This window comes from Paenibacillus xylanilyticus, from assembly GCF_013359935.1.
GTDB classification, from domain to species: domain Bacteria; phylum Bacillota; class Bacilli; order Paenibacillales; family Paenibacillaceae; genus Paenibacillus; species Paenibacillus xylanilyticus.
This window is the reverse complement of the sequence record NZ_JABMCB010000076.1, coordinates 1-344: the sequence shown is the minus strand read 5'-3', so window position 1 is coordinate 344 and position 344 is coordinate 1. Positions and strand designations below refer to the sequence as shown.

General features: G+C 46.5%; 1 protein-coding gene. It reads left to right on the top strand.

Annotated features, from left to right (window positions below; genetic code table 11):
• Window positions 1-48: 48 nt before the first annotated feature.
• Window positions 49-344, top strand: a 296-nt coding sequence (locus HP552_RS00625; protein ID WP_446686447.1) for an adenine nucleotide alpha hydrolase family protein, incomplete at its 3' end; no start/stop codon positions are given.

Genomic DNA, 344 nt, shown 5'->3' with positions numbered 1-344 from the left:
GGTAAAGACGTGCATTACGTTTTCATGGATACAGGTTGTGAACATCCAATGACATATCGGTTTGTCAGGGAAGTTGTGAAGTTCTGGGATATACCGCTCACCGTATTGCAGGTTGATATCAACCCGGAGCTTGGACAGCCAAATGGTTATACGGTATGGGAACCAAAGGATATTCAGACGCGAATGCCTGTTCTGAAGCCATTTATCGATATGGTAAAGAAATATGGCACTCCATACGTCGGCGGCGCGTTCTGCACTGACAGATTAAAACTCGTTCCCTTCACCAAATACTGTGATGACCATTTCGGGCGAGGGAATTACACCACGTGGATTGGCATCAGAGC